The sequence below is a fragment of the Paenibacillus sp. HGH0039 genome, from assembly GCF_000411255.1.
Lineage (GTDB): Bacteria > Bacillota > Bacilli > Paenibacillales > NBRC-103111 > Paenibacillus_F.
Genome location: NZ_KE150412.1, coordinates 1,626,127 through 1,626,618, shown reverse-complemented (window position 1 = coordinate 1,626,618; position 492 = coordinate 1,626,127). Strand labels below are relative to the sequence as shown.

At 69.7% G+C, this 492-nt stretch carries 1 pseudogene; it reads left to right on the top strand.

Annotation, left to right across the window (positions count from 1 at the left end):
- A pseudogene (locus tag HMPREF1207_RS29695) lies at nt 1-492 on the top strand (hypothetical protein); the annotation flags it as partial.

Sequence of the window (492 nt, the reverse complement as noted above, 5' to 3'; positions counted from 1 at the left end):
AGCGCTGGCGAACGGGTCGGTGACGAGTGAAGCGCTAGCGGCAGGAGCGGTGACGAGCGAAGCGCTGGCGGCAGGTGCCGTGACGAGCGGAGTACTGGCGAGTGGAGCCGTGACAAGTGAAGCGCTGGCGAACGGATCGGTGACCGGTGAAGCGCTGGCGGACGGAGCGGTGACGAGTGAGGCGCTGGCGAACGGATCGGTGACGAGCGAAGCGCTGGCGAGTGGAGCCGTGACAAGTGAGGCACTGGCGAACGGGTCGGTCACCAGTGAAGCGCTGGCGGTTGGCGCGGTGACGAGTGAGGCGCTGGCCGAAGGATCGGTGACGAACGAAGCGCTGGCGAACGGGTCGGTGATGAGCGAAGCGTTAGCGGCAGGCGCGGTGACGAGTGAGGCGCTGGCGGCGGGCGGGGTGACGAGCGAAGCGCTGGCGGCAGGTGCGGTGACGAGCGAAGCGCTGGCGGCAGGCGCGGTGACGAGTGAGGCGCTGGCGGC